Origin of the sequence: Acidipila rosea (genome assembly GCF_004339725.1) — a bacterium.
Lineage (GTDB): Bacteria > Acidobacteriota > Terriglobia > Terriglobales > Acidobacteriaceae > Acidipila > Acidipila rosea.
Map to the genome: position 1 here is coordinate 83,580 of NZ_SMGK01000003.1, position 22,340 is coordinate 105,919.

Genomic DNA, 22,340 nt, shown 5'->3' on the forward strand with positions numbered 1-22,340 from the left:
TGCAACGGGACTGATCATTCGGGTAAATCCTCCTGTCTCTCCTATCGGCACTGGAGGAGAAACTTGACGATTTCCGGAGCAGATGACGAAGAGTTCACGCCTGGTTTAGCGTGGAGTCCGTCCTGCACCTCACCCGGTATTCCTCAGGCCGGCAGAGATACCGTTGATGGTGCCTGCGATGGCGCGGTTGATCGCCTCAGTGTCCTCGCCGGCGCGCTTGCGCCGCAGCAGGTTTACCTGGATGAGGCTCATGGGGTCGACGTAGGGGTTGCGCAGACGGATGGAGCGCGCGAGCACCTGATTCATCTGCAGCAGTTCAGACTGGCCAGTGACGGCGAGTACAGCTTCGTGGGTGCGTTCGAACTCCGCCTTCAACTTGGAGAAGACCCGTTCGCGCAGGCCGGGATCGGGAAGCAGCGCGGCGTAGAGCGAGGCGATGCCGAGGTCGGCTTTCGCCATAGCCATCTCCACGTTGCGAATGAGATCGATGAAGAGCGGGAATTCAGCCATCATGGCCTGCAGCAGAGCCATGCCGCCGGGGCGCTTGGCATAGCGGCTGATGGCATAGCCGACGCCGAACCAGCCCGGAAGCATGAGGCGGCTCTGCGTCCAGCCGAAGACCCAGGGGATAGCGCGCAGGTCGGCGAAGCTCTTGCGCCCGCTGCGCCGCGCCGGGCGCGATCCGATCTTGGCGTGTTCGAGCTCTGCGACGGGTGTGGCTACTTCAAAGTACTCGAAGACCTCAGCATCATCGATGATCTGCGTGCGATAGAAGGTGAAGGCATCGGCGGAGAGCTCATCGAGCGCGGCCTCCCACTCCGGAAGCAGAACGCCGGACTGGTGGCCGTTCGGATCGAGCGCATTGGGGCGAGCAAGAGCGTCGAGAGAAGCTGCAATCATCAGCTCCAGGTTGCGCTCGGCCAGCACCACGTCGGAGTATTTCCAGTTGAGCACTTCCCCCTGCTCGGTGATGCGTATCTGCCCCTCAAAGGCTCCCACAGGCTGCGCGTAGATGGCGCGATGGGTGGGACCGCCGCCACGGCCCACGGTGCCGCCGCGACCGTGAAAGAGCCTGAGCTTGACGCCGCACTCGCGAGCAACCTCATGGAGGGCGCGGTGAGCACGGAAGATCTCCCAGGTGCTGGTGAGCATGCCGCCATCCTTGTTGGAGTCGGAGTAGCCGAGCATGACCTCCTGCGTGCTGCCCCAGGAGTCGAGCAGACGGCGATAGTCAGGGCGTGTCCACAGCTCACGGCAGACGGCGGGTGCGTTCTGCAAGTCCTCGATTGACTCAAAGAGCGGCACGGGCATCAGGCCCGGATCGTTGCCGGTGGCCGCTACCTCAACCCCACCGAGACGGGCGAGCCACACGACAGCCATCACGTCCTCAACCGTCGCTGCGCCGCTGATGACATACTGCCGGACCGCTTCAGGGCTGCAGCCTCGCTTGACCTCCGCAATGGTGCGGAAGGTTTCGATGACCTCGTAGGTCTCCGGGCTCATGGGTGACGGAACCGTGCCTGCGGCCGATTCACACCATGCGGAAGCTTCCTTGAGGGTTTTATCGTGGAGGCGCGCGTGCTGTCGGACATCGAGCGTGTGCAGGTGGAGACCAAAGGTTCGCACCAGAAGGACGAGCGGGTCGATGAGAGTACGCGCCAGACGCAGACTGTTGTTCTCCGCCAGGCTGTCGCGAACAAGCGCGAGATCGTCCAGCAGGTCCTGGGCGCTGCAGTAGGGCCCCAGGCCCTCCAGAGCAGCTTCAAGGCTGTCGCGATCCCGGGAGGTCTGACCGGCGGTGCGCAGCAGCCGCGCGTGAACGCAGACCATGAATCGCCGGTAGAGTTCGAACTCAAAGCGAACGCTGAGCGAACCGGCGCCGCGGCCATTAGCGCCGCCGTACATGCTGGCAAAATAGCCCTCAAGGCGACGGCGGAGAGCGGCGCTGACGGGCTGCTGCTGGGCCGAGGTTGTGAGAAGATCAATGACCAGCTGGACGCGCTTTTCGTAATAATCCAGCAGGCGGGCGCGGGCAGCGGCAAGGGCATTCCGCGTGACTTCAGTGGTGACAAAAGGATTGCCGTCGCGGTCGCCACCGATCCATGAGCCGAAGGAAAGCAGCACAGGGAGATCTGCGACATCAATCGCGAGATCGTACTCGGACTGAAACGCAGAGACTATCTCCTCGTAGAGCTTGGGCAGCGTAGCGAAGATCGAGACGTCATAGTAGTCGAGTCCCATCTTGATTTCGTCGCTCACGGATGGCCGGCGGCTGCGAACTTCATCGGTCTGCCACAGGGCCGTAATCTCCGCAACGAGCAGATCCTGCAGCCGCTGGAGCTCCTCATCGGAGACAGGGATACGGTCAAGCTCCTCAAGAAACTCCCCCATGCGGCGGCGCTTGAAGAGAACGGACCTTCTGGCAATTTCAGTGGGGTGGGCGGTGAAGACGGGAATGATGAGGATGCGCTGGAGCCAGTCAAGAGCGCTCTGGCTGGAGATGCCGGCCTGCTTCATGGCGCGAAGCGTCCCACGGAGCGAACCGCGCTGGACGCCCTCAGTATGTGCCGTCTGCAGGGCGAGACGGCGCCGCTTGCGGTGATTGGTTTCGGCCAGATTGATGAGTTCGAAGTAGAAGGCAAAGGCACGGCTAAGCTGGTAGGACTCCTCCACCGGCAACTCGTTGGTGGTGAGCACGGCGAGCTGCATGCGGTCGTCGGCCTCTTTGAGATGCCCGGTCGCCTGTGCCTCGCGACGGCGAATGGCGCTCTGCCGCAGCTCTTCCACTTTTTCGTATATCGCGTCGCCAGCCTGCTCCCTGAGTACCTCACCGAGCAGCATGCCCAGCGAGCGAACATCGCGGCGTAGTGGCGCTTCCTTCACATCGGTTGTGTGCGCTTCCAGCTCGAGCAGGCGTTGCGCCCAGGTCTCCGGTTTCCACAATGACGGCATGGTTCGATTATGCCTCAGCGGAAAGGTGCATCCGAGTGCTAAGGCTCATCTTTGCAGCTTTTACGGTGTAGGGCGGCCGCTGCCGGACGGACTCCACAGCCCGAGAAGCCTTCTGGTGATTCTGCCGAAGAAGCCACTCCCTGCGCCCGGAGGAGGCAGTGGGGGCATCGGAGACAGAGCGGGAGCGGCCTGACGCTCGAGACGCGCAAGGGTCAGCTCCACCTGTCGCCGCAGCTGCTCGACCTCCAGCGTGCACTGGCGCATATAGGCGGAGATGGAAAGGTTCGCCTCCTCCGCACGTTGACGAATCAGACTCTGTTCGGAGGGCGAGATTCGCACTGAGAGCATGATCGGCCGCGCTGCGCTGGCTGCCCCTGCTGGTGCCTTGCCCGGATTTTTCTTAATGGCTGCTGACGGAGCTGCCTGCTGTTGTAGTGCGCGGTTCAGTGTTTCACGGAATTTCGCCTCCGCGGCTGGTGGCGCCTTCGCCACGGCTCTGGCCCCGGTCTTGCTGGATACCTTGGCGGCAGCTTTGGTAGCGGGGGTGGACGAAAGCTTACGCGCAGGTGGTGTCACCCTGGCCTTAGCGGGTGGAGGTGCCTCCATCTTCGGGGGCGGGGCAGGGGACGGCGGTGCTTCGACGCGGCGGAAGCGGCTACTCTTAAGAGCCTGGTCGTAGGAGAGCTCTTTAATATCTTTTATGCCGCCTTTGGGAGCCTTACCTTGCGTACCGCTCCAGGCCTCGAAGCGGCCAAGGATGGCGTGGATATCATCAGCGGGCTGGGAGCTTGTGGCACTGCGCGTTTGCATGGGAATGCTCCTCCATCAGCCTGAGAATAAGACAGGCAAAGAAGGCTCTACGCTGAACCTCAGAAAGAAGATGCCGGTCATTCCCGATTCAGCACTTAGAGATAACCGCTGAAGTCAAAATGGGAAAAGCGTCTTACGGAATGAAAAAGAAAAGCCCCCTATTGAGGGGGCTTTTCTGGAGTTGCAGGGTAGAGGACCTTACTTCTGGTCCATCACGATTCCACCCGGCTGGCTGGCTTTCTTTTCTTCGTTTGCCTTACGGGTGCTCATCATTTTGGCGCTCCACTGCTGTGCCTGGTCAAGGTCGGCCTTGCGAGCGGCGTCATTGCCACATTCAAGATCAGCCTTGCGGCGGTTCAACAGGTTCATGTAGGCCATTGCATCGTCGTAGTTGGGACGAATATCAAGGGCTTTCTGCATGTACTGCAGACCTTCCGTCACCAGCGGAGTATTCTGCTGGACAAGCGCCTGGCAAGTGGCCTTCGGCATTTTGGCATTGCCGTTGCCGTCGTCCGTCATCCCTACGGCGGTCAGCTCCTTGACAGCATTCCTGTAAGCCTGACGCCAGTCAATGTAGCCGATGGTGTAGTTCGCCTCGGCATCCTGCGGGTCAGCTGCAATCACTTTCTGTTGCCACTGTTTAGCTTCGTCTACTTTGCCGATTTCGAGGTAGAGCGCTGCAATGCCCTTGAGCGCATTGATGTTATTCGGATCCTTGCCGAGGACTTCCTGAAAACCCTGAATGGCCAGATTGGCTGTCTTCATGTTTTCCGGGCTCTGCAGATCCGGAACTACCTGCTGAGCGTAGGCAGTAGCCAGATAAATGCGGGCCATGGGGAGCGACGGATCAAGGTTCACCGCCTCCTGGAAGTGGTTGATGGCCTCTTCGTAGCGGGCGCTCTTGTATGCCTGAACACCCTTATTCAGTTGGTCGCGGGCCTCGAGGCGATGGCACCCGGTCATACTGGCAATCAACGTGGCGGTCGCTGCTGCCATTACCGGAAAGCGTGCGAGTCGGTTCATTCTGTTTTTCATCTCCTTCAACCACCGGGCTGCGCTCTAGCACCTGGCAGTGGGATGCATCGCTTGTGCTAACGAGCGAAACTTATCCGCGTTGTGATTGTAATTGGTTTCCGCCTCATGGCAAGTCCCTGAAGCGACAACATTGCCTGGGTTGCAAATTAATTCTTACCAGTCAGCCGCAGAACGCTCGGCTGAGCGTTTCAACTATAAGAGCACAAAACCAGCTCCGGGCGCTTTCAGCCCCGGAGCATGCTGCCTACTGGCCCGCTTCGATCTTGGGCGTAATCAGTCCGATGTGATCCACGCCCGCCTGATGACCCAGATCCACGACCTCAGCCACGGATGAGAAATTCAGGTTAGGGTCGCCCTTTACGAACATGACACGCTCCGCGCGAGTCGAAAAGATAGCAGTCAACCGGGTAAGAAGATCGCTCTTCTGCACGGTGTCCTGATTGATCAGATACGTGGGCACACCATTGGCGCCGCCGTTGATCGAGACGACAATCGTGCGATCGTTCGGCTGCTGCTGATTGGGGTTCTTCGGAGGCTGCGGAACGAGCGCATCCAGTCCCTTGGGTGTCACCGGCACGATGACCATGAAAATGATCAACAGCACCAGCAGTACATCGATCAGAGGCGTTACGTTGATATCCGAGGAGAGTCCACCCGGTCCAGCGCCACTTCCCATTGCCATAAGTCAGTCCCTCATTCCTCTGCGGATGTCCGCAATCATTCTCCGCCGGCGGCCGCGTGGTTGCGGTCCTGGCGCTGCTCGGTCAGCAAGCCTACTTCTTCAACGCCCGCGGTGCGCACGGCGTCGATGGCGTCCATGACGGTGCCATAGTGGGCACGTGCATCCGCTCTAAAGAAGACTTCCTTGGTAGCTTTATTCTGGAGCATATCGCTGACCTTGGCGCCAAGGTCGCTCATTGCTACCGAATTCTGCCCGAGATAGATCTTGCTGTCACGAGTTACCGCGACTACGACAGCGTCTTCATGGTCGGCGTCCGGCATAGCCGTAGGCATGTCGGTTTTCGCCAGCTCCACGTTGACCTTGTTCTGGAGCATGGGCGTGATGACCATAAAGATGATCAGCAAAACCAGCATCACGTCCACCATCGGGGTGACGTTGATATTGGAGTTGACCTTTTTTCCTTCGTCTCGTTTGTTGATTGCCATTCGTGTGCTCCATCTATCGTGCTTGCCTGCGTGCGGGCGGTCTTAACAGTGTCCGGAGAGGGCAGACTTCCCAACCTGCCCTCTTCCGGTCACGATTCCCGCTTCCCGAAAAGGTCCCCCGGCCGACGATTAGCGGCGGTGTCCCTGCTTGATGAAGTAGTCGATCAACTCGCTGGACGAATTGTCCATTTCGACGTCGAAGGCTTCAACCTTATTGGTGAAGTAGTTGAAGGTCATAACCGCGGGGATGGCCACGATGAGGCCGAATGCCGTGGTGACCAGAGCTTCAGAGATACCGCCGGCGACTGCACCGATACCGGAGGTCTTCTGAGTGGCGATCTGCTGGAATGCGTTAAGGATACCGACAACCGTTCCGAACAGGCCGATAAACGGCGCCGTGGAACCGATGGTAGCCAGACCGCCGAGACCGCGCTTCAGCTTGGCGTGAACGATCGCCTCGGAACGCTCAAGGGCGCGCTTGCTGGCCTCGATCTGCTCCTCAGTGATTGCGCCGCCCGAACCATAGTTGCGGAACTCCTGCAGACCGGCGGTGACGACTTCGGCAAGGTGCGACTTCTTGTTGCGGTCTGCAACCTTGATTGCCTCATCCAGCTTGCTCTCCTTGAGAGCGCCGGCGACGCGGGGCGCAAACTCGCGCGACTGCTTGCGGGCGGCCGCGAAGTAGAGATAGCGATCGATCATGACAGCCAGCGACCAGATCGACATGATGAAGAGCACGATAACCACGCCACGGGCCAGATTGCCCATATTGTGCCAGAGATCCATCGGGCTAAAGCCGGGCGTTGCCTGGTCCTGAAAGAATGCGAGCGACGCCGGGTGTGCAACTAGTTGTGTGAGATGAGCGAGAATCACTGAATCTTTCCTCCTGGGACTGACTTCTTCTTGAAACGGGATGATGTTAGTGCTGCATTACTCCTGCCACTGAAGTTCAGCGGCAGGACGGGAAGACTGCCTGCCTCAACCTCCGAGGCTGAAGATTACGTTGACCTGCGTTTCAACCTCAACCGGCTCTCCATTGAGCAAGTAGGGCTTGTAGCGCCAGGAGCGAACAGCGTCGAGAGCGGCCTGCTGCAACATCGGCGGACCACTGAGCACGCGCAAATTCTGGATGGTTCCAGTCTTGGAGATGGTTGCCTGCAGGACAACCGTGCCCTGGATGCGGGCAGCCTTGGCGATGGCCGGATACTGCGGCTGGGTCTTGCTCAGCACCATACCGGTCATAACGCCGGAAGAAACGGCGATCTTTTTAGGAGCGGCTGCTTTGACAACCGGCGCAGGGCCACTGCCCATGCCACCGAGAATGCCGCCCATGACGCCACCTCCGGATCCACCCTCCATACCGGCCATGCCGGCAACACCAGGGGATGATGGCGGAGCTGCGTCTTCCTTGACCATCTTGATCTCTTTAGGAATCTTGGTCGGCGCAGTGAGCTGATTGTTCAGCATCTCTGACACCACCTTGACGTGAACCGGAGCGGCTGGCGGCGGCGGCGGTGGCGGTGGTGGTGGCGGCGGTGGGGCCACCAGCAGAGTCGCCATAGCCGCCTTGGGAAGCGCTTCGGGATAGATCAGCGGTACGAGGATCATCGCTGCCAGAATGGATCCATTCAGGATGACACCAAAGACCATGTAGTACTTGCTCTTGGTCTTAAGTCTGCCGCTGGATTCCACCAATGAATCTTCAAACATGGCCTACCTCGGGACGTACAAAACTTGGTTCCCACCTATAGACACCGGAGAGGTGGGTTTTTGTTCCCAGCATGTTTCGAATTTCTTTGAAAGATTCAAAAAAAACAAAAAGCCGAGTGATGGTCTTTGTACCACACTCGGCTTTCGATTGGAAATGTTCTTAAAAGATTCAAACGCGTGCGCGCTTTGCAGCCGGCAGAGTTGCGGATTTGCTCATCTTCGATCCGCGCCATTCCTGATAAGCAACAAGCATTGGAGCTGCCACCGCGATGGAGGAATAGGTGCCGATGAGGATGCCGACAACCAGCGCAAAGGAGAATCCTCTTAGAACCTCGCCCCCGAAGAGGTAGAGCGACAGCACGGTGAGGAAGGTGAGGCCCGAGGTCAGGACGGTTCGGCTCAGTGTCTGGTTAATGCTGCGATTGACGAGATCGTGAAGAGACTCACGACGAGTCATGCGCAGGTTCTCACGGATACGGTCGAAGACGACGATCGTGTCGTTCATGGAGTAGCCGATGAGCGTAAGGATGGCGGCGATCACCGTAAGCGAGATCTCCTGATTCGTGAGCGAGAATGCGCCTACCGTGATGAGGGTGTCGTGGAAAACAGCGACGACAGCCGCGACACCATAAATCAGCTCAAAACGGAACCAGAGATAGACCAGCATGCCCGCCAGCGAGTAGAGGGTGGCGAGCAACGCCTGCTTGCGAAGCTGGGCGCCGACCTGCGGGCCCACGATTTCCACATTGCGCACAGAGAAGCCCGAAAGAAAGGCATTCTGCTTGAGTTCGTTGACGACGGCAGGGTCCGCTACACCGCTGAGGCTGTCGATCGAGGAAAGAAGTCCTCCGTGCTCGGCATCGCGGAACGAGGTTATCGCCTGGGCCTGCTGCTCATAGCGCTGCGCGGCAGCGTCGGCACCCTTCTGATCGAGGCCCTCCGGGTCGTGCTGCTCAAGGAAGGCAGCGAGAGAGGACCGGCCTGCGTTGTCGAGATCGAGCTTGCCGGCTGCATTGGCGCCCTGTTTCGAATAATTTCGGGTCAGCGTATCGACGATCGTCGCGCGGCCCTTATCGAGCGCAGCCTCGCTGGTGTCATGCTGGGCGAGGGTGATGATGACCTCGTGGTTAGCCGGTGTGCCGTAGGTCACGATGCGCGCATCCTTGAGACCGGCACGGTCGGCCGCGGCGCGGATCAGGTCGGTATTGGGCTGCTCGTCAAACTTGACGCGCACCACTGTACCGCCCTTGAAGTCAACATCGAGGGGCAAATGGTGCCAGAAGAGGAGCGACAGAACGCCCGCCACGCTGAAGATGAGAGAGAAGCCGAGGAAGTACCACTTCTTCCCCAGCCAGTCGATCTTTACATCATGAAACAGTTCCACGAGAGTTCCGCCTGCCTGCTAGATATTTTTCTTTTCGAGGGCATGTAACAGCCCCAGTTTGACCAGAAATGCAGCGGCGAAGAAGAGCACTCCGCTGGCAAACCCCAGTCCGCCCCGTGCAAAGCCTTCGTCCTTTATCTCTGCCATGAAGATCCTTCATCAGCAGCCGCGGCCCAAAGCCGGGCCGTGGCTGCTGCCCAGCTTTAAATCGAAATTGCTTCGCCGCGCTGCTTACGGTTCAGGTTTGCGTCGAAGATGACCCGCGAAACAAAGACTGCGGTAAACAGGTTAGCCAATAGACCAAAGGTGAGCGTGACAGCAAACCCCTTCACGGGACCAGTTCCAAAGAGGAAGAGAATAGCCGCCGAAACGATGGTCGTGACGTGGGTATCGATGATGGTCGTCCACGCGTGAGCGAAGCCCTGATCCACTGCGGCTGCCGGCGACTTGCCGGCGTGCAGTTCTTCACGGATGCGCTCGAAGATCAGCACGTTTGAGTCGACGCCCATACCAACGGTAAGGATGACGCCCGCAATTCCGGGCAGCGTCAGGACAGAGCCCGTGTAGCCCATGAAGCCCAGCAGGATAACCAGGTTCAGGAAGAGAGCGAGATCGGCGTTGATGCCCGCGCCACGATAGTAGACGAGCATGAAGATCATGACGGCAAGCATGCCCATGACCGCAGCCGTGACACCCTGGCGGATCGAGTCGGCGCCAAGCGATGGGCCGACGGTGCTCTCCTGCAGATAGTGGATAGAGGCTGGAAGGGCTCCGGTCCGCAGCAACATGGAGAGGTCCTTGGCCTGCTGCTCGGTGATGCCGCCGCCGGAGATGGTGCCCTGATCGCGGATCTGATCGCGAATGGTTGCCACTTCCTGGATCTTGTTGTCGAGCACGACGCAAAGGGACTTGCCCTTGTTGGCAGCGGTAAAGTCGGCGAAGTGATTGCCGGCCGCGGTCGTCAGGTAGAAGACTACCTCCGGCTCGTTGGTGTTCGGGTTACGGCTGGATTGCGCATCACGAATATCAGTGCCCGCGACCTCAGCCGTCTTACGGATCTGGTAAACGTCGTTGCCTGAACCGGGGGCGCTCGCGCCGGGAGCGGTGTGGAGCAGCACGGAGTCATAAGGCACCGCGCCGCCGAGAGCCTGCAATGCTGCCTGCTCGTCCGGCCATGGGCCGCCCATAACTTCGTGGATCTCAAGACGCGCCGTCGACTGGATCACGTCGCGCACCCGGCCCGGGTCGTCGACGCCTGGAAGCTCTACGAGGATCTGATTCGAGCCTAGGTTGTACTCCTGGATAACGGGCTCGCTGACACCGAGCGAATCGACACGCGTGCGGATGACGTCAATCGCCTGCTGCAGAGTCCGCGACTTGAGGTCGGCCTCGGCGCTGGGCTTCATGGTCAGCGTAAAGCTGCCGCTGGCGCCCGAGTGCAGGTCATACTCTGAGCCGTAGCGCGACTCGAGCAGACTGCGCAGATCGCCCGCCTTATCAAGCGGAACGCCGTTGATGGCGAGCGTCTCAGGGTGGGTGGCGTCGGGCTTGGTGACGGTGGCGCCGGTGATTCCGTTCTGCTGCAGGTCGCTCTGGATATGGGAGACGTCGTTATCTGTCGCAGCATTGACAGCCTCATCGACCATGACCTGCAGGACCAGGTGGGTACCGCCCTTGAGGTCAAGGCCGAGGCTGATGCGCTTCAACAGCGAAGCCTTGAGAGCCTTGCCGCTCAGACCGCTCGGCAGCCCGATGATCCCGAAGACGAAGACCAGCAGGACCGCAATAATAAGGATAGTTTTCTGGGTTAGATTCTTCCGCATGGAACTCTAGGCCTGCTTGCTCTGGTCTTCTGTGATGACCGAGGCGATGGCGCTCCTCGCTACTTCAATCTTGATATTGTCGGGTGGAACGCGGAGATGCACGGCATCGTCGCGCAAGGCAAGAACAGTCCCACGGATACCTCCCGTGGTGGTGATCTTGTCTCCCGGCTTGAGAGCGGCGAGCATCTCCTGCCACATTTTCTGCTTCTTCTGGTTAGGGCGGATCAGCAGCAGGTAGAAAACGCCGATGATCAGCACAAACGGCAGGAAAGACACGATATTGGGAGGCAGGCCGCCAGCCGCAGCCAGCAAAATAGTCGACGTCAACGCTCAGTCCTTTATAGGTACTCCGGCTATCTGCCTGGAGATTCCAGCCCGGTTATCGCCGGACACACGTTACTGACACCACTCAGGACGATCGATTCCTACAGTTGCACGTTCGGAACGGAACAGCCTTTTTCAGCCCTAAAAGCAGCCCAGAACAAGCGCAGCGATGCGCACGCCCGGCGAGCCGCTACCAGCCAGAGAGGTGCCTAGCTATCTAGCATCATGTCTGGGGATGGATAGTGTCAAGAAGAAGGCTCCCCTAAAGGCAGCTTCACGCGCTCAGGCTGGGATGATTCGCTCGTCCTTAAGGCGGGCGAAGAGGTCAAAAAAGGAGGCGGGCGTGGACTGAAAGGCGCTGAAACCCAGGCTCCAGCTCTGGGTCATGTCATTGACACACTCGAGCTTGCGGCCCAGATCTCCATCCGTGTGCCACCAGGAGACCAGCGCATCGATATTTGGCTCGGCCAGGGAATGCCGTTGCGCTATGCCGCGCCAGAGAGCGGCTGCACCTGTCATGCGCGGCTCCAGGGGAGCAGGCGGCGTGGGCGGCCCTTGAGGCTCAACGCCAAAATAACCGGCCAACTGCGGCCACAGCCAGCGCCAGCGGAAGATGTCCCCATTCGAGATATTGAAGGCGTGGTTGCGCGCGGCTGGGGTAGTAGCAGCCCACTCCAACTGGCGGGCAAGAATGCGGGCGTCGGTGACATCGGTGAGCGCATTCCACTGCTCGTGCGAGCCGGGAAAGATGAACGGCTGGCCGGTTTCGCGGCAGATCGTGGCGTAAACAGCCAGGGTGACGCCCATATTCATAGCATTGCCGCGTGCGTATCCGATGACGGTGTGCGGGCGGTGGACGCTCCAGCCGAAACCGCCGCGTCCGGCTGCGGCAAAGAGGATGTCCTCCTGCGTGTAGTAAAAGTTGAGGCCCGGCAAACGAGGGTTGTCCTCGCGGAAGGGCGTCTCGGCGGCTGTCTGGCCATAGGCCTCGAAGGGTCCGAGATAGTGCTTGGTTCCCGTGACCAGCGCGGCATGCTTGATGGGTTTGCCGGCCAGTGCACCGAAGAGGTTTTCCATCATCGCTCCGTTGACGCGGACATTTTCTTCCTCGGTGGGCTGACGCAGCCAGGTGCAAAGAAAAACGTGGGAGATGTCGACGCCTGCAATGGCAGCGCGAACTGCTGCCGAGTCCTGGAGATCGGCCGCGAGCGGGGTGATGCCGGGTGCGGCCTGTGGCTTGCGGGCCATGCCGTAAACGATCCATCCGGTGGAGGCCAGATGCGCGGCCAGATTGCCGCCGGTGATTCCCGTGCTTCCGACCACCAGGGCCGCTCTTCTGCTTTCACTCAGGTTTGTGCTGGACTCGGGCCCCTGATTCGCATGCATTGTTCTTAGATGATTTCGCTGGGAGCCGCGATGCATGGAAAGCTTGCTTGACAGTGGATATGACATGTTGTAATGTTTACTTGTCCTTAAGGAAAGGAAACATGTCTATGGGTCTCCTTTGCAATCGTGCCTCCCTAAGTCCTGTCCAGCGCCGTCACTATTCCCTGTTCATGGGGGGCTTGTGGTTGGAGTCCCTCGCCATGATCATCGTGAGCCAAAGCCGTCATCGCCTTCAGCTCACCGGGTCAGAAGCAATTCTGCTGGCCATGCTGCCGGCTCTGCCGATTTTTTACCTGATTTTCGTCGTCGCCCGGTATCTGATACAGGAGAAGGACGAGTTCATCCGCAGCCTGATTATGCAGGCAATGCTGTGTGGTATCGGCCTCACGTTAGCCGTCGACACCACCTGGGGTTACCTGACAGAGATCCACGGGACGTCGCCACTGCCTCAATTCGCAAACTTTGTGCTGTTTTTCGTCACAGGAGCCCTGGCCTGGCGCATTCAGCTTGCGAGGAGCCGATGAAAAACCGTCTCCGGGTGCTGCGTGCCGAGCGCAACTGGAGCCAGGCGGATCTCGCTGAGCGACTGGAGGTCTCCCGCCAGTCAGTCAACGCTATTGAAACGGGCCGCTTCGATCCGAGCCTGCCGCTGGCTTTCAAACTGGCGCGCCTCTTCGAAGCTCCCATCGAGTCGATCTTCTTCCAGGAGTAGCGTGGAGATTGAAGAAGATTCAGGCTTTTCAGCGATGTAGCATGGCCGATCATTCATACCGTAGAGCGACCATTGGGTCTACCTTCATTGCGGCGCGAGCAGGCACCGTTACCGCCACTAGCGCGACCACCGCCAGCAGAAGTATCACACTCGCAAAGGTCGCCGGATCGTGGGGACTGACATCGAATAGCAGGCTCGCAAGCGCCCGCGAGATAGCAAGCGTCGCCAGCAGTCCAGCCACTCCGCCCAAAAGAATCAGTCGTCCGCCCTCCCACAGCACCAAGCGAAGAATATTCCATCTACTCGCGCCTAAGGCCAGGCGTATGCCGATCTCCTGGGTACGTTGCGCGACCAGGAACGAAACCACGCCGTAAACGCCGATCATGGCCATCAAGAGGCCGGTCATTGCGAAGAATCCTATTAGTACCGCCTCAAAGCGAGGACGCTCAGCCATCACGTCTACACGATGGCTGAGCGTCTGAATATCGACCGGCACGGTGGGGTCAACCGATGCGATTTCAGAGCGAATCCATCGCGACTCGATGTCCGATGGGGCGCCAGTGTTGATGATGATCGTGGAAGACCGGTCCCAGTCCTCGGGGCGGTCGCGCCTCAGCCGGTAATATTCCGGTTCGTCCTCCCCTGTCAGACCTGAGTTCTTCACGTTTCCTACCACCCCTACGACCGTATACCAGGGGTTATTGATGGGAGATGGAAATGCAAGTTGCAGGTGCTGACCTATGGCATCTCCTTTCGGGAACATGCGAGACGCAAAGGCCTTGCTCAACACCACGAAGTGCTCCGTCGAGCGCAGTTCCTCATTATCAAAGCCATGCCCCTGCAGGAGCGGGATGTTCAACGCGCGAAAATATTCAGGCGTGACCCATCTCCACGCCGCCATTCCACCTGTTCCACCAGCAGGGGACGGTCTGCCGGCAACTGCGATGGATGTGTATATCTGGTCGTGATGTGGGCCGCCGGGCGGTAATGAATCGCTCAGCGCCAGAGCCGTTACACCCGGCATCCTACGCAGCCGCGCCGCTATCTGCTGGAAGAACTCCATCTGCTGCGCCGCGACACTATAGCGTTGCTCGCCCAGAGTAATGCTGGCGGTCAGAACGGTTTTCGTCTGCATTCCCAGCTTTTCTGTTTGCATGTTCCAGAGGCTGCGCAGCAGCAGTGTGCCGCTCACCAGCAGCACCACGCTCACTGCAATCTGTGTAGCCACCAGCCACTGACGCGCGAGGGCGCTTGAGATGCCGCGGGTTGACCGCCGCTCAGCAAGAACCTCCACGTTCGGCTTCTGAACTGCGGGCGCGAACGCGAAAAGTATTCCGCATGCGGTTGAGATGACGATGGTGAAGAGAACGATACGAAGATCAATTTTCGCCTGGTTCAGGTAGATGATCTTTTCAGGAGCCATAGAGACAAAGATCCGCAGCAGTATTTTCGCCAACAGGAAGCCAGCAACCGCTCCGGCAACGGTCAGCAACAGGGCTTCCGTCAGCGCCTGGCGTGCAAGACATGCAGGGCTAGCCCCTAATGCCGACCTCACTGCCATCTCTCGTCCACGCTGTGCTGCGCGCGCCATCAGCAGACTCGCCACATTGGCACAGGCAATCAGCAAAACCGCCGCTACGCTCCCCAGTAATAACCACGCGGTCAGCATTACATTTTGGAACTGACGGTCACGTAGGGAACGCACTCGGAGGTGAATTTCCTTACGAAAGCGTGGGGAGCCAACCTGAGCGAATATTCGAAGACTGGCTGCAGTTCGGCTTTTGCCTGCTCTCTGGTTAAGCCAGGCTTGAGACGAGCGAAGGCATACATCACGCGGCCCGGGTCTGCCTTGCGCTGCTCCGTTTCATCAAGCGCCTGCGGAACCAGAATGTCCGCCGGTTCGAGGGTCGGCATCTCGAAACTTCTGGGCAACACACCAATGATCCGTGTCTGTTGTCCGTCGATCGCTATAGTCTTGTTCAGCACATCAGCATCTCGCCCGAAGCGACGCTGCCATAGACCATAAGAGATCAATGCCACCTTCGGTGCACTCGGACGATCTTCCTCTTCTGTAAAGCTCCTACCCAGAACTGGTGCTATCCCAAGTGTGGAAAGGAAGCTGGACTCGGCATGTGCGCAGTTCAGGCGTATTGCGTTTTGTTCTGTCAGGTCACAGGCCTCCACTCCGGTTTCAGAGGTCAATGCCGTAAACGGGTGCTGGTGATCCCGCCAATCGTAGTACGAGCCGCCGAGCATGAACTCCACTGGTATGATTGGCGCCGTGAGCCCCACTGAAACCAGCTGCTCCGGATTGGCATACGGCAGGCTGCGGAAGAGGATCGGGTCCACCACGCTGAATACAGCAGTGGTCGCACCAATACCGAGCGTCAACGTTGCAATGACAGTCATGGTGAAGACTGGGTTACGACGAAAGCCACGAAGCGCATATCGCACATCGCGCAGCAAGTTATCCAGCAGTGGCAGAGTGCCTCGTTCGCGATAAGCCTGCGTTGTCTGCTCGATGCCGCCAAGCTTGAGGATGGCCTCGCGCCTGGCCTGTTGCGCGGACATGCCGGCGCGAAGATTATCCTCGATGTGCATCTGGAGGTGACTCTCCAGCTCCGCGCTGAATTCGTCCTCCGTCTTCCCGAGAGCAACGACGCCGCGCAGACGCATCCACAGTGCTCTGAGTTTTCGCATCATGCCTCCTCGGCCGGGGAGAGAAAACGCGCGAGGATCGCGGTTGCCTGCTCCCAGTCACGGGTCTCGCGCTCCAGCTGCCTGCGACCGGCGCGTGTCAGCTTGTAGAACTTTGCACGGCGGTTGTTCTCGGATACGCCCCATTCAGAGGCGATGTAACCCTCCTGCTCCAGCTTGAGCAAGGCAGGGTAGAGAGTTCCGTATTGCACGATCAGCTTGTTTCCGCTCGTCTGCTCGATTCTACGGGCTACCCCATACCCGTGAAGCGAACCCATGGCCTCCAGGGTCTTCAGAACCATCAGCGCCAGCGTGCCCTGCCATACCTCGCCCTTCGTCCCCACGGTGCACACTCCCCTATTTATAAACAAGGGGAGCGTACAGTCTTTCTTATTGGTTTGCAATAGAAGAAAAGGTCGGTCGCGATTTTTTTGCCTATTGCCCCTGCTTATCCCGGTAAACAATCGCCCACCTTGACTACCCTTTTCAGGGTTCGGTACACGCTCACGCCCCTCATTTGGTTAGGCCCGGCAAGCCATATAGAAGCAGTAGTTTCTGCCGATGTGATTCAACCGCCCTCAACCCGTAGAATGAATAGAGTGTCTCTCCACTTTGAAATCCTGAACTCTGGCGCCGCTGGCCGCCGTGGCACCCTGACGCTGCCCCATGGACAGGTGGAAACGCCTGCCTTCATGCCGGTGGGCACTGCTGCCTCGGTAAAGGCGCTGCCGCAGCACTTTCTCGAAGAGCTGGACGCACGCATTATCCTCGGCAACACCTATCACCTCTACCTGCGCCCCGGGCATGAACTGATCCGCCGGATGGGTGGGCTGCACCGCTTCATGAGCTGGCCCCGTGCGCTGCTGACCGACTCAGGCGGGTTCCAGGTCTTCAGCCTGAACGAGCTGCGCAAGGTCACGGAAGAAGGGGTGCGATTCCGCTCGCACCTGGACGGATCGTCGCATTTCTTTTCCCCGGAACACTCGATGGATGTGCAGATCGCCCTCGGCTCGGATATTGCCATGGCCTTTGATGAATGCCTGGAGTACCCGGCAGATCGCGAGCGAGCGCGGAAATCTCTCGACCTGACCATGCGGTGGGCGGCTCGCAGCAAGGCGCACTTCGATGCACACAAGCATGAAGCGCCTTGGGTGGATGAGCTGGAGCAGACGCCGAACCTTTTTGGCATTGTGCAGGGCGGAATGTTTGCCGACCTGCGCCGCGAGTCGGCGGAGCGGCTGGTGGAGATGGACTTTCCCGGCTACGCCATCGGCGGTCTGAGCGTGGGCGAGCCGCGAGAGCTGACCCGCGAGATCATTGCGGATACACTCCCGCTGCTGCCAGCCGACAAACCCCGGTACGTGATGGGCGTCGGTTACCCGGACGAGATTGTCGAGTACGCAAAGATGGGTGTGGACATGATGGATTGCGTGCTGCCTACGCGGGCGGCTCGGCACGGACTGCTCTTCACCAGCGAGGGACGGCTGAATATAAAGAACCGGCGTTTTGCTGAAGATCAGGGCCCACTCGACCCGGAGTGCAGCTGCCCGGTGTGCCAGCGTTACTCACGCGCCTATCTGCGTCACCTGATGGCCGCGCAGGAGCCCCTGGCCGCGGTGCTGAATACTCTGCATAATCTGGCGTTCTACCTGATGACGATGCGGCGCGTACGGGAAGAGCTCGCCGGAAGTGTGCCTTCGATTTAGGTCGGCGCCTGCAGGCAAGTGCTGACGCCTGAGCGGCACAACCAAAGGGCCTCCATTAAAATTAAGGGTATGTCTTATACAGCGGCGATCGACGGGTTGATGTCTCTTGCAGGAGAGCTGCAGGTGACGGCAGGCGGCCTGCGCCGCAAATTTGAACTGGGGCACATGCGCGTGCTGATGGCCGCACTGGGCGAGCCACAGATGAAGTTCCCTTCCGTGCTAATTGCGGGCACCAACGGTAAGGGGTCGACGGCGGCAACCCTGGCATCGATCCTGCACGAGGCGGGTTACACGATGGGGCTCTACACGTCTCCACACCTAGAACGAGTGAATGAGCGCATTCAATTCAACGGTGAGCCGATCGAAGATGAGCAGTTCGCGAGACTTTATTTCCAGGTGGACGACACGGCGCGGCAGCTTGTGACCAAGGCCATGCTGCCGGCGATGCCGAGCTTCTTCGAGACGCTGACGGCGCTGGCATTTCTAGCGTTTGCAGAGAGACAGGTGGATATTGCCATCCTTGAAGTGGGGATGGGTGGCAGGCTGGACGCTACCAATATTGTTGAGCCCCTGCTGTCGATCATTACTGATATTTCTCTAGACCATACGGAGTGGCTCGGCCCGACCATCACAGATATCGCCCGCGAAAAGGCGGGCATCCTGCGCAGGGGCGGAACGCTCATTACGCTGCCGCAGCATCCGGAGGCAAATCAGGCAATCGGCGAAATCGCCGTCAGCCTGGAAGTCCGGGGAGTGAGCGCCACGGAGTATTTGCCGGCACGAACTGCAGGATCTACCCCGTTTCACAATCAGTATCCTCTGAGTGTTCTAGGTCAGGTAATAGAGGTGAATTCGCCCTTGGCCGGACAGCACCAGCAGCGCAATCTTGCTCTGGCGATTGCAGCTGCAGTAGAACTTGGCCGAATAAGTAACAGTGATAGTTACAATCACAATCTTATAAGTAACTGCAATAGTTACAATATCTCTGCCGCTCATATTGAGGCGGGAATTCGCAAGGCACGTTGGCCCGGACGACTGGAGTTTATCGATGCCAGTCAACGGCGTCCTAAGATATTACTGGACGTTGGCCATAATCCGGCTGGAGCCTGGGCGCTGCGGTCTGCGCTAAGTTCCCTGGAGCCGGAAGATGCTCCGCCAACTACGAAAACACTCGTCTTTGGCTGCCTGCGTGATAAAGCCATCGACGAAATTGCACAGGTGCTTTTTCCACTTTTCGACAGGGTAGTGCTGACCCCGGTCCACTCGCCCCGCTCAGCAAGCCTTGAGAGGCTGCTGGAGGCGACGGCCAGAACAGGTGTGCCCGTAAGCGTCGCAGAAAATGCCCAGGAGGCGGTTGCTGCCGCGATTGCTCAGACGCCAGAGGATGGCCTGATCGTGGTCAGCGGCTCAGTCTACCTTGTAGGAGAGGTGCGCAGCGCCCTGAAGACACAATGACAGCCCGCACACTGACACCCCGCCCGAATCCGCTACCGCTCAAATACAGGCTGATGTCCGCACTGGTACAGGGACCGATATTTGCCGCTGCGACTGCCTTCATGGGCAGCGTGGCCCTGGTCGCCTCGCTATTTGAAAAAGATGGCCGCATTCAGCACTGGCTGGCTAGGAAGTGGGCTCGTTTTACTATTAAAATAAGTATTTCGCCAGTGAAATTGATTAATGGCGAGAATCTGCGGAAATATCCCGTCGCGGTCTACGTCGCGAACCACCTGTCTTTCATGGACACGCCGGTGCTCTTCAGCCAGCTTCCCTTTCAATTTCGAATCGTTGCTCGCCATGACCTTTGGAAACTGCCCTTTATCGGCGGATGGCTGCGACGTTCCGGTCAGGTGCCTGTAAATGTGGATAATCCCCGTGCTTCCATAGCCAGCCTGAGCAGCGCGGTCAAGACTCTGAAATCAGGGATGCCCCTCTTTATTTTTCCCGAAGGCGGCCGAACCGAGACCGGCCACCTTGCACCCTTTCTAAACGGTCCGGCATTCATGGCCATTCGTGCCCAGGTTCCTGTTATTCCTATGGCTATCGTGGGTACCTATGAACTGCTGCCTATTCATACCCTACAATTTCACCCTGAAGCCCTTGTTCTGGCAGTTGGCGAGCCAATCGACACCAGCGGTTACTCCATGAAGCAGGTGGACGAATTAACCGCGAGACTCCAGAATGAAGTTGCGCGGCTCTATTATGCTCACACCTATCTGAAGGCGCCCGCGATAGAGGCTCCTGCATCGGCCACTGCCACTACCCCCCAAGCCGAGAGTGTTCTATGAATGGGCCGCGACCGCGCATCGCGATTCCTGAGCCGAACTCCCTCGATGTTGGCTATAGTGAGCGTACGTGGCCTCAGTATGCGGCAGCGATCGAGAGCAGCGGGGGAACGGCCATCAAGGTGCCGCTGGGGTTGGCGCCAGCGCAGGCGGCTGAATTGATCGCCTCCTGCGCTGGGTTCCTTTTGCCTGGTAGCTCCGCTGACATTGACCCGCAGAAGTATGGCCAGCCAGCCGATCCTGCCTCCGCGCCTCCTGATCCACGGCGGGAGGCACTTGATGAGCTTCTCCTCCAGGATGCGTTCAACCTCGGCAAGCCAATTTTTGGGATTTGCTACGGGCATCAATCCTTGAACGTATGGAAAGGTGGACCCCTGATCCAGAACCTTACTACCTGCGTTGACCACCAGCCGGGCAACTCGATTAGCGAGGCGCACAGCATCACCTCTCCCCCTGCCAGCTCTCTGCTCGCCTCGCTAGCCCCTGGCGGGGGGGTAGTTAACAGCAGCCATCATCAGGCTGTACGGGTTGCCGGGGATTCATTGAGGGTTACGGCCCGCTCTGCTGAGGACAACGTGATTGAGGCGGTTGAGGGCGGTTCAGATCAATTCGTGATCGGGGTACAGTGGCACCCCGAGAGAACGTACGATAACCCTCTCTCTCGCGGCCTCTTTGACTCGTTTATTGAGGCAGCCCGCAAGTGGACACCGCGCGTCTCCAATGGGGCTTATCCCAGGTGACTTCCTCAGACATTCAAGAGGCGCTAGCAGAGGCGGGTCTTCAACCACTATCGACGTCGTCGTTAGACTCCCTGAAGGTTTATCTCGACCTGCTGCTCAAATGGAATTCGCGTCTGAACCTGACGGCTATTCGGGAACCGGAGGCGATCGTAAGGCGGCATTTTATCGAGTCTTTGGTTGGCGCTGAGCGTTTACCCCAAGGCATCAAAACGCTGCTTGATTTCGGTTCAGGCGCGGGCTTTCCGGGAATCCCTATCGCAATCCGTAGACCTGAGATTACAGTCACGCTCGGGGAATCTCAGGCGAAGAAGTCAGCCTTTCTCCGGGAGGCCGGTCGAGCGCTGGGTATTCCTGTTGAGGTCTATGACGGACGCATTGAGTTCATGCCGGAGACACGGCAGTTTGGCGCCGTGGCTTTGCGCGCCGTAGATCGCATGGAAGAGGCGTGCGTGGAGGCACTCCGGAGAGTCGAAACTGGCGGCTGGCTGGTTCTCTTCGCAACCCGCCCGAGCGTACCCCGACTGATTGCGCCACTCAAGGGTATTGCGTGGCGCAGCCCGGTGGTATTCGCAGGAACCGTGGAGGAGATCATCCTCGTGGGTCGCAAACTCGCACCATTGGAGTAGATTCTCTCGCCGAGTGAGGAGTGTTCCACGTGGAACACTTGTGAAGAACGGCGAATCCTGGTTCCATGTTCCACGTGGAACACTCCTCAAATTGCATTCATGCAGCTGAACCTTTACTCTCAGAATCGACATGGGTAAGGTCTTAGCAGTAGTCAATCAAAAAGGCGGCGTAGGGAAAACCACTACTGCCATCAATCTCTCCGCAGCTTTAGCCCTAGAGGGGCTCAAAACCCTTCTCATCGATTGCGACCCGCAAGCCAACTCCACGGGTGGATATGGGATTCCCCGGGACGAGCAGCAACTCTCCACCTATGACATTCTTGTTGGAGAGGCAGGAATTGCTGACGCCATCCAGCCAACTGAGATTGAAACGCTCAAACTCGTCCCCTCCAGCAAAAATCTAATCGGCGCAAATGTGGAGCTCATCGAACAGGAAGGGCGGGCCCATAAATTACGAAATGCTATCGAAAAGATCCGGGCAGAGTATGACTTTATCATCCTTGACTGTCCACCGGCCCTTGACCTACTAACCTTGAACGCCTTAGTAGCTGCCGATCGTCTCGTCGTCCCTATGCAGGCTGAATACTTCGCCCTAGAAGGCGTTAGTGAACTCATGCAAACGCTCGAAAGAGTGAAATCAGGACTGAATGCGGATCTCGATATAGAAGGTGTGCTCCTGACGATGTATGACGACCGGACCAATCTGGCGCAGCAGGTTACAGAGAATCTCCGCGAGTACTTCAAGGATAAGCTGCTCAAAACTACAATTCCCAGGAATATTCGCCTGGCGGAAGCGCCTAGCTACGGAAAACCCGTGATGCTTTACGATCCAAAATCCCGCGGCGCAGAAGCCTACCGAGACCTGGGCGACGAGATCCTTGCGAGAAATAATATCGAAAGCCCTAAAGCCAAAGAGCGGAAGTCTGCTGCCAGTCGGCGTGGAACCGCAAAAGTTCGATTCTGGCCTTATTCCGAATAGGAGAAGA

At 58.6% G+C, this 22,340-nt stretch carries 23 protein-coding genes; 8 read left to right on the top strand and 15 right to left on the bottom strand.

From position 1 onward, the window contains the following. Nucleotides 1-129: 129 nt before the first annotated feature. From ppc to C7378_RS10375, 12 genes are all read right to left on the bottom strand, one after another. Nucleotides 130-2,952, bottom strand: a complete 2,823-nt coding sequence (ppc, locus tag C7378_RS10325) for a phosphoenolpyruvate carboxylase (protein ID WP_131995924.1) — start codon at nucleotides 2,950-2,952, stop codon at nucleotides 130-132. 60 nt (nucleotides 2,953-3,012) lie between these two features. Next, nucleotides 3,013-3,762, bottom strand: coding sequence for a plasmid mobilization protein (locus C7378_RS10330; RefSeq protein WP_131995927.1), 750 nt, complete (start codon nucleotides 3,760-3,762; stop codon nucleotides 3,013-3,015). Between the two features lie 198 nt (nucleotides 3,763-3,960). Beyond that, nucleotides 3,961-4,785 carry a tetratricopeptide repeat protein gene (locus C7378_RS10335; protein ID WP_131995930.1) on the bottom strand — a complete coding sequence of 275 codons (825 nt, stop codon included), beginning with the start codon at nucleotides 4,783-4,785 and terminating at the stop codon, nucleotides 3,961-3,963. Nucleotides 4,786-5,041: 256 nt separating this feature from the next. Then, entirely contained in the window at nucleotides 5,042-5,479 is a 438-nt protein-coding gene (locus C7378_RS10340; protein ID WP_131995933.1) for an ExbD/TolR family protein, read from the bottom strand. 35 nt (nucleotides 5,480-5,514) lie between these two features. Then, complete coding sequence (locus tag C7378_RS10345) at nucleotides 5,515-5,964, bottom strand: ExbD/TolR family protein (protein WP_131995936.1); 450 nt, start codon at nucleotides 5,962-5,964, stop codon at nucleotides 5,515-5,517. Between the two features lie 129 nt (nucleotides 5,965-6,093). Further along, a complete protein-coding gene (locus C7378_RS10350) occupies nucleotides 6,094-6,837 on the bottom strand; it encodes a MotA/TolQ/ExbB proton channel family protein (protein WP_131995939.1) in 744 nt (247 codons plus the stop codon). Nucleotides 6,838-6,942: 105 nt separating this feature from the next. After that, nucleotides 6,943-7,674 (bottom strand): energy transducer TonB, encoded by a 732-nt coding sequence (locus C7378_RS10355; RefSeq protein WP_131995942.1) that lies wholly within the window; start codon nucleotides 7,672-7,674, stop codon nucleotides 6,943-6,945. Between the two features lie 169 nt (nucleotides 7,675-7,843). After that, on the bottom strand, nucleotides 7,844-9,058 hold the full coding sequence (gene secF / locus C7378_RS10360) for a protein translocase subunit SecF (RefSeq protein ID WP_131995945.1): 1,215 nt from the start codon (nucleotides 9,056-9,058) through the stop codon (nucleotides 7,844-7,846). An 18-nt stretch (nucleotides 9,059-9,076) separates the two neighbouring features. Further along, nucleotides 9,077-9,205: a hypothetical protein gene (locus C7378_RS18060; protein WP_279388587.1), complete on the bottom strand. Its 129-nt coding sequence runs from the start codon at nucleotides 9,203-9,205 to the stop codon at nucleotides 9,077-9,079. A gap of 56 nt (nucleotides 9,206-9,261) precedes the next feature. Further along, complete coding sequence (secD, locus tag C7378_RS10365) at nucleotides 9,262-10,881, bottom strand: protein translocase subunit SecD (RefSeq protein ID WP_131995948.1); 1,620 nt, start codon at nucleotides 10,879-10,881, stop codon at nucleotides 9,262-9,264. A 6-nt stretch (nucleotides 10,882-10,887) separates the two neighbouring features. Next, complete coding sequence (yajC, locus tag C7378_RS10370; RefSeq protein WP_131995951.1) at nucleotides 10,888-11,208, bottom strand: preprotein translocase subunit YajC; 321 nt, start codon at nucleotides 11,206-11,208, stop codon at nucleotides 10,888-10,890. Nucleotides 11,209-11,487: 279 nt separating this feature from the next. Beyond that, entirely contained in the window at nucleotides 11,488-12,591 is a 1,104-nt protein-coding gene (locus C7378_RS10375; protein ID WP_131995954.1) for an SDR family oxidoreductase, read from the bottom strand. Between the two features lie 200 nt (nucleotides 12,592-12,791). Between C7378_RS10375 and C7378_RS10380 the strand changes: the two genes are divergently transcribed. Both C7378_RS10380 and C7378_RS10385 read left to right on the top strand, forming a co-directional pair. Beyond that, a complete protein-coding gene (locus C7378_RS10380) occupies nucleotides 12,792-13,115 on the top strand; it encodes a hypothetical protein (protein WP_131995957.1) in 324 nt (107 codons plus the stop codon). Then, on the top strand, nucleotides 13,112-13,303 hold the full coding sequence (locus C7378_RS10385; protein WP_131995960.1) for a helix-turn-helix transcriptional regulator: 192 nt from the start codon (nucleotides 13,112-13,114) through the stop codon (nucleotides 13,301-13,303). Before C7378_RS10380 ends, C7378_RS10385 begins: the two co-directional genes overlap by 4 nt. A gap of 49 nt (nucleotides 13,304-13,352) precedes the next feature. Here the strand turns inward: C7378_RS10385 and C7378_RS10390 are convergent, their stop codons facing one another. The 3 genes from C7378_RS10390 to C7378_RS10400 are packed head-to-tail and all read right to left on the bottom strand — an operon-like array spanning nucleotide 13,353 to nucleotide 16,344. Beyond that, complete coding sequence (locus C7378_RS10390; protein ID WP_165876751.1) at nucleotides 13,353-14,930, bottom strand: FtsX-like permease family protein; 1,578 nt, start codon at nucleotides 14,928-14,930, stop codon at nucleotides 13,353-13,355. Between the two features lie 41 nt (nucleotides 14,931-14,971). Further along, the gene (locus C7378_RS10395; RefSeq protein ID WP_131995966.1) at nucleotides 14,972-16,006 is read right to left on the bottom strand and encodes an ABC transporter permease; all 1,035 of its coding nucleotides are present in this window, start codon (nucleotides 16,004-16,006) and stop codon (nucleotides 14,972-14,974) included. After that, nucleotides 16,003-16,344, bottom strand: a complete 342-nt coding sequence (locus tag C7378_RS10400; RefSeq protein ID WP_131995969.1) for a PadR family transcriptional regulator — start codon at nucleotides 16,342-16,344, stop codon at nucleotides 16,003-16,005. Before C7378_RS10400 ends, C7378_RS10395 begins: the two co-directional genes overlap by 4 nt. A gap of 255 nt (nucleotides 16,345-16,599) precedes the next feature. On the opposite strand from C7378_RS10400, the gene tgt reads away from it, so the two are divergent. The 6 genes from tgt to C7378_RS10430 all read left to right on the top strand — a co-directional run bounded on the left by tgt (nucleotide 16,600) and on the right by C7378_RS10430 (nucleotide 22,333). Beyond that, entirely contained in the window at nucleotides 16,600-17,706 is a 1,107-nt protein-coding gene (tgt, locus tag C7378_RS10405) for a tRNA guanosine(34) transglycosylase Tgt (protein WP_243648219.1), read from the top strand. 69 nt (nucleotides 17,707-17,775) lie between these two features. Continuing rightward, the gene (locus tag C7378_RS10410) at nucleotides 17,776-19,161 is read left to right on the top strand and encodes a bifunctional folylpolyglutamate synthase/dihydrofolate synthase (RefSeq protein WP_131995975.1); all 1,386 of its coding nucleotides are present in this window, start codon (nucleotides 17,776-17,778) and stop codon (nucleotides 19,159-19,161) included. After that, on the top strand, nucleotides 19,158-19,991 hold the full coding sequence (locus tag C7378_RS10415; RefSeq protein WP_165876752.1) for a lysophospholipid acyltransferase family protein: 834 nt from the start codon (nucleotides 19,158-19,160) through the stop codon (nucleotides 19,989-19,991). The genes C7378_RS10410 and C7378_RS10415 overlap by 4 nt, the downstream gene beginning before the upstream one ends. Next, nucleotides 19,988-20,728, top strand: a complete 741-nt coding sequence (locus C7378_RS10420; protein ID WP_131995978.1) for a gamma-glutamyl-gamma-aminobutyrate hydrolase family protein — start codon at nucleotides 19,988-19,990, stop codon at nucleotides 20,726-20,728. The genes C7378_RS10415 and C7378_RS10420 overlap by 4 nt, the downstream gene beginning before the upstream one ends. Then, entirely contained in the window at nucleotides 20,725-21,354 is a 630-nt protein-coding gene (gene rsmG / locus C7378_RS10425; RefSeq protein WP_243648185.1) for a 16S rRNA (guanine(527)-N(7))-methyltransferase RsmG, read from the top strand. The genes C7378_RS10420 and rsmG overlap by 4 nt, the downstream gene beginning before the upstream one ends. A gap of 130 nt (nucleotides 21,355-21,484) precedes the next feature. Further along, complete coding sequence (locus tag C7378_RS10430; protein WP_131995981.1) at nucleotides 21,485-22,333, top strand: ParA family protein; 849 nt, start codon at nucleotides 21,485-21,487, stop codon at nucleotides 22,331-22,333. The last annotated feature ends 7 nt before the right edge of the window (nucleotides 22,334-22,340 follow it).

Bases quoted from the DNA above. Each gene is read 5' to 3' on its own strand.
- C7378_RS10380 (WP_131995957.1), top strand. From the start codon at position 12,792: ATGATCATCGTGAGCCAAAGCCGTCATCGCCTTCAGCTCACCGGGTCA.
- ppc (WP_131995924.1), bottom strand. From the start codon at position 2,952: ATGCCGTCATTGTGGAAACCGGAGACCTGGGCGCAACGCCTGCTCGAG.
- secD (WP_131995948.1), bottom strand. From the start codon at position 10,881: ATGCGGAAGAATCTAACCCAGAAAACTATCCTTATTATTGCGGTCCTG.
- C7378_RS10345 (WP_131995936.1), bottom strand. From the start codon at position 5,964: ATGGCAATCAACAAACGAGACGAAGGAAAAAAGGTCAACTCCAATATC.
- C7378_RS10340 (WP_131995933.1), bottom strand. From the start codon at position 5,479: ATGGCAATGGGAAGTGGCGCTGGACCGGGTGGACTCTCCTCGGATATC.
- C7378_RS10375 (WP_131995954.1), bottom strand. From the start codon at position 12,591: ATGCATGCGAATCAGGGGCCCGAGTCCAGCACAAACCTGAGTGAAAGC.
- C7378_RS10395 (WP_131995966.1), bottom strand. From the start codon at position 16,006: ATGATGCGAAAACTCAGAGCACTGTGGATGCGTCTGCGCGGCGTCGTT.
- C7378_RS10330 (WP_131995927.1), bottom strand. From the start codon at position 3,762: ATGCAAACGCGCAGTGCCACAAGCTCCCAGCCCGCTGATGATATCCAC.
- C7378_RS10385 (WP_131995960.1), top strand. From the start codon at position 13,112: ATGAAAAACCGTCTCCGGGTGCTGCGTGCCGAGCGCAACTGGAGCCAG.
- C7378_RS10355 (WP_131995942.1), bottom strand. From the start codon at position 7,674: ATGTTTGAAGATTCATTGGTGGAATCCAGCGGCAGACTTAAGACCAAG.
- C7378_RS10420 (WP_131995978.1), top strand. From the start codon at position 19,988: ATGAATGGGCCGCGACCGCGCATCGCGATTCCTGAGCCGAACTCCCTC.
- C7378_RS10430 (WP_131995981.1), top strand. From the start codon at position 21,485: ATGGGTAAGGTCTTAGCAGTAGTCAATCAAAAAGGCGGCGTAGGGAAA.
- C7378_RS10335 (WP_131995930.1), bottom strand. From the start codon at position 4,785: ATGAACCGACTCGCACGCTTTCCGGTAATGGCAGCAGCGACCGCCACG.
- C7378_RS18060 (WP_279388587.1), bottom strand. From the start codon at position 9,205: ATGGCAGAGATAAAGGACGAAGGCTTTGCACGGGGCGGACTGGGGTTT.
- C7378_RS10410 (WP_131995975.1), top strand. From the start codon at position 17,776: ATGTCTTATACAGCGGCGATCGACGGGTTGATGTCTCTTGCAGGAGAG.
- C7378_RS10415 (WP_165876752.1), top strand. From the start codon at position 19,158: ATGACAGCCCGCACACTGACACCCCGCCCGAATCCGCTACCGCTCAAA.